The organism is uncultured Lamprocystis sp., assembly GCF_903933125.1.
Lineage (GTDB): Bacteria > Pseudomonadota > Gammaproteobacteria > Chromatiales > Chromatiaceae > Thiodictyon.
On the sequence record NZ_CAIZIZ010000218.1, the window covers coordinates 1 to 1,665 of the forward strand.

At 61.9% G+C, this 1,665-nt stretch carries 3 protein-coding genes; 2 read left to right on the forward strand and 1 reads right to left on the reverse strand.

Features of this window, described 5'->3' with window-relative positions; translation table 11 throughout:
• Positions 1-84: 84 nt before the first annotated feature.
• The gene (locus QZY03_RS10955) at positions 85-465 is read right to left on the reverse strand and encodes a thermonuclease family protein (RefSeq protein ID WP_295580922.1); all 381 of its coding nucleotides are present in this window, start codon (positions 463-465) and stop codon (positions 85-87) included.
• Positions 466-620: 155 nt separating this feature from the next.
• Here QZY03_RS10955 and QZY03_RS10960 point away from each other — a divergent pair, with 155 nt between their 5' ends.
• Together QZY03_RS10960 and QZY03_RS10965 are read left to right on the forward strand one after the other, a co-directional pair.
• Positions 621-1,208, forward strand: coding sequence for a hypothetical protein (locus QZY03_RS10960; RefSeq protein ID WP_295580924.1), 588 nt, complete (start codon positions 621-623; stop codon positions 1,206-1,208).
• 31 nt (positions 1,209-1,239) lie between these two features.
• Positions 1,240-1,665, forward strand: a 426-nt coding sequence (locus tag QZY03_RS10965; RefSeq protein WP_295580926.1) for an AAA family ATPase, incomplete at its 3' end; no start/stop codon positions are given.

Below are 1,665 nucleotides of genomic sequence, written 5' to 3' on the forward strand. Positions count from 1 at the left end.
GCAGCATCCTCGTGGGTATCATAAACTCGACAACGACAACGACAACGACAACGACAACGATTGTGTATCACTTGTTCTTGCTCGTTACTGAGATTCTTTACGATGCCGGAAGACCCAGGGCGTCTGCTGCGCCCCGGGCTTGGACCAGATGCCGAGACCGGCCTTGCGTGCCTTGCGTTGCGCCCGCGTGAAAGCCGGGTCCGAGCAATAGTGTTCGTAGACCGCCGCGTGACCACCGACGACCTGCTCCAGGTTCAGGAAGCGGCGGCTGGGTTCGGTCGTGTAGACCTCCCCGAGGGTTCGTCCGAACTGGTCGATTTCGATGGTCTTGAGTTCCACCTTTCTGGGTGTAATCTTACGCAGATGGTGACGGGACTGCTTGCCCCAGGGGATTTGCTCATATTCCGGGGCATCAATGCAGTGCAGCCGGACCTCGACTGACTTGCCCTTGCAGGTTAAACGCATGGAGTCGCCGTCGAGCACCTGGTCCAGGGTGCAGATCCGGCTGGACGGCGGTGTCGGCCAGTCGCTGGCCTGGGGCAGCCGCGGGGGCAGGGCACAGACGCTGCCGAGGATGAAGGCGGTGGTCAGGCGGCACAGTGGGTTCAGGCTGAGGCTCCTTGCCGCGTTTCGCGGTGGTCGAAGAACGGCGCGGCGGCATTTGCTCCACGCGGATTTTTTTAAGTACCACGATGGCGGTCCCCGCACGCGACCACCTGCCGCTGCTCGCTGGACTTGGTAACGAACGCTGCCACCTGTATGGGCATTCGACCGGCGACATCAGCGTCGGCCATCAGTCGAACGGGTATAGTCGAGGGACAATGGTGATCGCGAAGGCCCAAACCAACAGCACGAGCGGCAGCCCGACAACGCTTACGCTGGGAGCGATTGGCGCCACTTGCGGTAGATGGCCCCGGAACTTTGCGAGAGCCCAATCCATGCACGTGCATCAGAAGATCCGCCCCAGTCTCTACGAACAGCTGGAAGCCCTGCCGGAAGGACTAACCGGGGAAATCCACAACGGTCAGATCTACAGGGTTCCCTACTCCTGGCTGCTCGATCCGGTCGCGCACCTTTTGGAAGCCGACGCCTTGGAAGACGGCGTCTGGCGGGAGATCGGCCGCTTCGCCGGCGCTGCGGCGGTCTCGGCGGCACCGTTCGAGGCGGTGACGATCAGGCTTGATGACCTGTGGGCACCGACCGAGTAGCGATCAAGGGAAAATGGCTGAGGGTCAATTTATGAAGCTCACACAGATCGAGATCGAGAACTTCCGATGCTTTGAACGCCTGCGCATTTCACTGGAAGACGACGTCACCGCGGTGATCGGGGTCAACGGCGCCGGCAAGACGGCATTGTTGGACGCCATTGCACTCTCCTGGTTGCCGCTGCTTCAGGACATTGCGCGTCGGCAGCCCAACGCCGCGACCTTGGACTTGCCTACCTTCTACCGGCATTTTGCGGGAACGGCAATGGCGCCGTCGGACATCCGACTCAATGCCCCTGGGCTGGTGGACCGCGACGGCGCAGCAATTCCAAATTTGGGCAGCATCACGCAGCCCCTTGGTGGATGCAGCGCGCACGACCGGCGTGCCGGGTCCCTGACACCGAGCGGCGCGCCTTATCCACCCTACAGCGGGGCCGGTTCTGTAGGGTGGATAAGCGCA